Here is a 4,933-nt window from a genome sequence, read left to right on the forward strand (position 1 = left end):
CGCATGAAGATCGAGCTCGGCGAGAAGAACGCCGCGATCTTCGCGCTCGAGGCGCGCGAGAAGGCGGTCAAGGACCAGCTCCGCGCCACCGAGGAGGAGTTCGCGGCCAGGACGGAGGCGCTGCGCCAGGCCGAGCGGGCGCTGACCGACAAGCAGGGCGAGCTCGGCAAGATCAACAGCGAGCTCAACAACCGCTCGATGGAATCGGAAGCCCGCCATGTCGAGCTGGTGGCGGTCCACGCCCAGATCGATCAGCTGCAGCGCCGGGTCGGCGATGCCGAGAAGGATTTCGCGGCGACCCAGGCCAGGCTCGCCCAGGAGCGCGGCGAGTCCGAGCTCGCCTCGCGCGAGCTCGCCGAAGCCCGCGGCCGGGTGGAGAATCTGAGTCAGCGCGTCACCGATCTCGACCGCCAGCTCATCGTCCAGGTGAAGGAAGCCGAGATGCTCGGCAACCGCGTCGCCGAGCTGGAAGCCCGCCTTGCCACCCAGGGCAAGCTGCTCGCCGAGCGCGACTTCGAGACCAACCAGTTGCGCAAGGCCAGCGAGGTTGCCGAGCGCACCATCAAGGAACTGCGCGACGAGATCGAGCTTTCCGGCAGCGGCCGGCTGCCCGCGATCGAGAAGCTGAAGGCCGAGAAGGCGGCGATGGAGGAGCAGCTTCGCATCGCCCGCGACGAGCGCGCCAAGCTGCAACGCGACATGAATGCGATGCAGCAGCAGGCCGAAAGCTCGTGGGCCACCGAGCGCATGGAGAACGCGCTGTTGCGCGAGCGCATCAACGACATCGCCGCCGAAGTGGCAAAACTCGCGATCCAGCTCGAGGGCCCGAACTCGCCGATCGAGGCAATGCTGGCCGCCGAGCCGGCGCCGGCCAGGCCCGCGCGCGCCAATGGCGCGACGGCGGGCAGCGCCATTCCTCAGGGTACGCTCGCCGACCGCATCCGCGCGCTGCAGTCCCACGCCTCCCGCGCCCACCAGCAGGGGGCGTGAGCGGGGCGGCCTTTTCGTCCGCATCAGCAGCTTTTGCTGCGCTGCCCGGCCGGATCGCTTGACACTGGTGGGGCGGCTTACGTAAATCGCGGCTTCTGACGGCGTGCATCCCGGTTTGGGCCGTTGCGACGCACGACAGTCCCGGGCGCATAGCTCAGCGGGAGAGCGTTCCCTTCACACGGGAAAGGTCCAAGGTTCGATCCCTTGTGCGCCCACCAGAAATTCAAATAAATCAATATATTATGAAGGCATCTCCCGTCGTCTGTGCCCCGCAAAGTTCGGGGTACAGCCAGGGCACAGATCTTTTTTCGCTCCACCAATTAGCGGAGCCAGCGCTTAAGATGGACCGGCGAAGGAGCAGGTTGGATGAGAAAAAATTTGTACTTTCTTGTCGTGGGGTTCGCCCTCGCGGCAAGCGCCGGAGCAACGATAAGCGCTACCAATGCGCAGTCTCTGGAAACATCGGTCGCTACCGCATCGAGCCTTGGGCAGAAGGCGCTCAACGATCCCGCCGCCTTCGATTTCGTGGAATCGCTCACCACCGGGATCGGGCAGCGTCTGGCCGGCACGGAAGCCCATAAGAGGGCTGTCGCGTGGGCCGAGGCCAAGCTGAAAGCGGCAGGCTTCGAGAACGTGCATTCCGAGCCGTTTAATCTACGCGCCTGGATTCGCGGCACCGAAATCGCTGACATCGTCGGTTCAGTGCCGCAGCATCTGGCGGTTACCACATTGGGCGGCTCGGTCGCGACGGATGCCAACGGCATCGAGGCCGAGATCGCCCTATTCCGCACCTATGACGAATTGCTCGCAGCGGCTCCGGGATCGCTCAACGGCAAGATCGCCGTCGTGACCCAGCGCATGATGCGGCTGCAGGACGGCAGCGGCTACGGCGCCGCCAGCCGGATCCGGCGTGCCGGTCCTTCCGAGGCCGCGAAGCGGGGCGCGGTCGCCTATCTGCTGCGTTCGCTCAGTACCGACAATCGTCGTCTGCCACATACCGGCGCTCTCGATTACCAGGAGGGGGCGCCGCAAATTCCGGCAGCCGCGCTTTCCGTTCCCGACGCAGAACAACTTGAGCGGCTGGCCGCACGCGGACCGGTAAGGATCCGGCTTCTGCTGACGCCGACTTTTCAAGAAAACGCGCCGTCCTGGAATGTCGTCGGCGAGATCAGGGCGCGGAGCGTCCCGATGAGATCGTTCTGATCGGCGGACATCTTGATTCCTGGGATCTCGGGACCGGCGCCACGGACGACGGCGCCGGCGTTGCCATCGCCTTTGGAGCGGCACGGCTGATTGCCGGCCTGCCGCAGCATCCGGGTCGCACGATCCGTGTCGTCTTGTTCGGCGCCGAGGAGATGGACTTCAGCGGCGCTGCTTATGCCAAGGCTCACGAAGAGGAGGCCGGCAAGATCGCGCTCGCCGCAGAGGCAGATTTCGGGGCGAGAAATGTCCTTTCGATACAGCTTCCACCCGGCGCCGCCGGCAGTGATTTCAGCCGCGCGCTGCAACGGACCATAGCGCCGCTCGGCGCAGTCTTCGACAGCCGGCCAGCGCTCTTCGGTGGCGACGACGTTCGTGGATTGCAGAAAGCCGGCGTGCCGGTCGCCGCACTACGCCAGGACGGATTGGATTATTTCGATACCCACCACACCGCGGACGACACGCTCGACAAGATCGATCCGAAGCAACTCGATCAGGCGGTCGCTGTGTGGTCAGTCTTCACCTATCTTGCCGCGGCGTCCGACGCGGATTTCAGAAGTCTCGCGCCGCCACCGAAATAGCCCAACCTGTAAGATCAGACACCTGGATAGGCGTCGAACATTTTCTGCAGCATCTTGCTGCGCTCTAAACATTGGCCTAGTTGGCCTCGACCGCTTTTTCGTTCCATTCGAGCCCGGCCCTAGGAACATCCGGAATACCGAGAAGTCCGCCGCGAATTTCGTACGGTCTTTCCAGGATAGGATCGACCCAATCCTGCCACTCCAACCAGTGCGCTGTCTCCGTAACGCGCATCATGTGCGCCGCGACTTCCGGGTAAAGAGGGGTGGACATCGGAATACCTGCCGCTCCGGCTATGGCGGCGGCACGAAACCAGCCGGTGATACCTCCGATACGCATGAAGTCCGGCGTGACGAGATGGCATGCCCTACCTTCGATCGCGGTGTAGAGGTCGCGGGGACTGTAAAGGTTTTCGCCGATCTGAAGCGGTGTCTTCAACTCGGCCGCAAGATGCGCGTAGCCACGAAAATTATCATAGACGATCGGTTCGTCTATCCACGCCAGGCCGACATCGTCGATCATGTGACAACGCTGTAGCGCTTCCGCCAAATTCAGTTCCTGATTAAAATCGGCCATTAGTTCAACATCTGGGCCAACCGCGGCCCGGATGGCGCTAATGGCAGCCGCTAGGTCCTCGCTCGCCCGTTCCCGGCCAAGACGCGAGTGCGGTGAAACCTCCCTCTTCACGGAGCGCAACGGATTCCGCTGCGACGATGTCGGGTGCCTGAAGCCACAACCCGTTGCTGTTGTAGGCCCTCACCGGACCGAGGGAGCCGCCGAGCAACACGCAAAGCGGTACTCGGCTCGCCCACGCCAAGGCGTCCCAAGCTGCCATATCGAGTCCCGAGACCGCAATCGTCGACAGCCCGTGATAACCGACAAAATGCAACGACTTCCTCGCGAGATCGTAGAGTTCGAGAGGAGCGACCTGACGCCCCTTTGAGCATTTCGCCGAAGTCGTGCATCGCCGGGACCAGATAGCGCATGGTCTTGATCGTATGGGGTTCGAGATAGCTCCGTCCGACGATGCCCTCCTCGGTGGGGAGGTCGATCAGGATCGGCGGCCACTCCGTTATGGTCGCAATGCGCAACCACCCGCCGCCGCAGCTTGAGAACAACGGCCCGCGCACGGACGGATTTGAAGGTCAGTTTTGGAGCTTGTAAAGCAGACACCTCCGGTTCGTTAGGCGGCGGATTCGGCATTTGATCGTGGACGCAATCACGGCCTTGTGCACGGATTGGCGGTCGCGGCGATCGTCTTTTCTTAAATACTCCGGACGCGGGCATCACACCTTATCGAACGGACCGAGATAGTCCCTCTTTCCGATAGGCACGCCGTTGTGACGCAGGATGTCGTGTGCCGTCGTTACATGGAAGAAGAAGTTCGGGATCATGAACGACAGCGCAAACGTAGCTCCGCTCAACACCACGGGATCGGAGCCGAATTTCATCTCGACCTTGCGCTCCTCGCTGCCTTCGAAGGCCTTGCGATCCACGGACTGCAGGAAGGTCACGGTCTTCGCCAACCTCTCCTTCAGTTCGCCGAAGGTCTGCTCTGTGTCCGGAAAGCTCGGCATCTCGACGCCAGTCAAGCGTCCCATCGCGGCCTTCGACGTGTCGCTGGCGCGCTGGATCTGCCCTGAGAGCGGCAGCATATCCGGAAAGAGGCGCGCGTGGATGATGACGCTGGGATCGATGCCCTTTTCCTTCGTGTGCGCCTCGGCCTTGTCGAGGTAGGTCGACAGGATGTTCAGGCCGCGCGTGAGGACCGGGACCGACACGTCATAGATCGAAAGTGACAAGGGAGTTTCCTCCTGTTTTGTGGCGGGGATCCGCCGAGACGGTTCCGTTCATCTAGTCTTTTGGCAAAGGCGCACAAGGCGCTTCAGCGGTCGATCCGGGATCTAGTGAGCCGCCAGGCCTTCGTGCGTCCGGAGCAGGCTCATATTGGAAGCCGATCACGATCCAAGGTGACAGTTAGCCGAAAGACATTTTGACGCGGAATGACCGTCGCCCTCCGAAGGCAAAGGTCACACGTTCGAATCGTGTCGGGTGCGCCAGCAAATTCAATAGCTTGCGCGGATTGTGGCCGACACGCAAAAATTAAAACTCACCACAGACTCACCAGGAAAATTCAAGCCTTAGCGTGTGATCGGCGGTCGTC

5 protein-coding genes and 1 tRNA gene are annotated in these 4,933 nt (G+C 62.3%); 4 read left to right on the top strand and 2 right to left on the bottom strand.

Going from position 1 to position 4,933, the window contains the following annotated elements; genetic code table 11:
* From JOY90_RS14605 to JOY90_RS14620, 4 genes are all read left to right on the top strand, one after another.
* Positions 1-990 (top strand): hypothetical protein (locus JOY90_RS14605; protein ID WP_291691827.1); only part of this gene is annotated, 990 nt, incomplete at its 5' end.
* Between the two features lie 143 nt (positions 991-1,133).
* Positions 1,134-1,208: transfer RNA gene (locus tag JOY90_RS14610), tRNA-Val, on the top strand.
* A gap of 148 nt (positions 1,209-1,356) precedes the next feature.
* A complete protein-coding gene (locus JOY90_RS14615; RefSeq protein WP_291691828.1) occupies positions 1,357-2,193 on the top strand; it encodes a hypothetical protein in 837 nt (278 codons plus the stop codon).
* The gene (locus JOY90_RS14620) at positions 2,193-2,771 is read left to right on the top strand and encodes a M28 family peptidase (protein WP_291691831.1); all 579 of its coding nucleotides are present in this window, start codon (positions 2,193-2,195) and stop codon (positions 2,769-2,771) included. Before JOY90_RS14615 ends, JOY90_RS14620 begins: the two co-directional genes overlap by 1 nt.
* 76 nt (positions 2,772-2,847) lie before the next feature.
* On the opposite strand, the gene JOY90_RS14625 is transcribed toward JOY90_RS14620, so the two are convergent.
* Both JOY90_RS14625 and JOY90_RS14630 read right to left on the bottom strand, forming a co-directional pair.
* Positions 2,848-3,456: an enolase C-terminal domain-like protein gene (locus tag JOY90_RS14625; RefSeq protein ID WP_291691829.1), complete on the bottom strand. Its 609-nt coding sequence runs from the start codon at positions 3,454-3,456 to the stop codon at positions 2,848-2,850.
* A gap of 599 nt (positions 3,457-4,055) precedes the next feature.
* The gene (locus JOY90_RS14630; RefSeq protein ID WP_291691830.1) at positions 4,056-4,571 is read right to left on the bottom strand and encodes a DUF1993 family protein; all 516 of its coding nucleotides are present in this window, start codon (positions 4,569-4,571) and stop codon (positions 4,056-4,058) included.
* Between the last annotated feature and the right edge of the window lie 362 nt (positions 4,572-4,933).

The organism is Bradyrhizobium sp. (assembly GCF_019242285.1).
In the GTDB taxonomy this organism is placed as follows: domain Bacteria; phylum Pseudomonadota; class Alphaproteobacteria; order Rhizobiales; family Xanthobacteraceae; genus Bradyrhizobium.

Coding starts and splice junctions, on each gene's coding strand:
- JOY90_RS14615 (WP_291691828.1), top strand. CDS start 1,357: ATGAGAAAAAATTTGTACTTTCTTGTCGTGGGGTTCGCCCTCGCGGCA.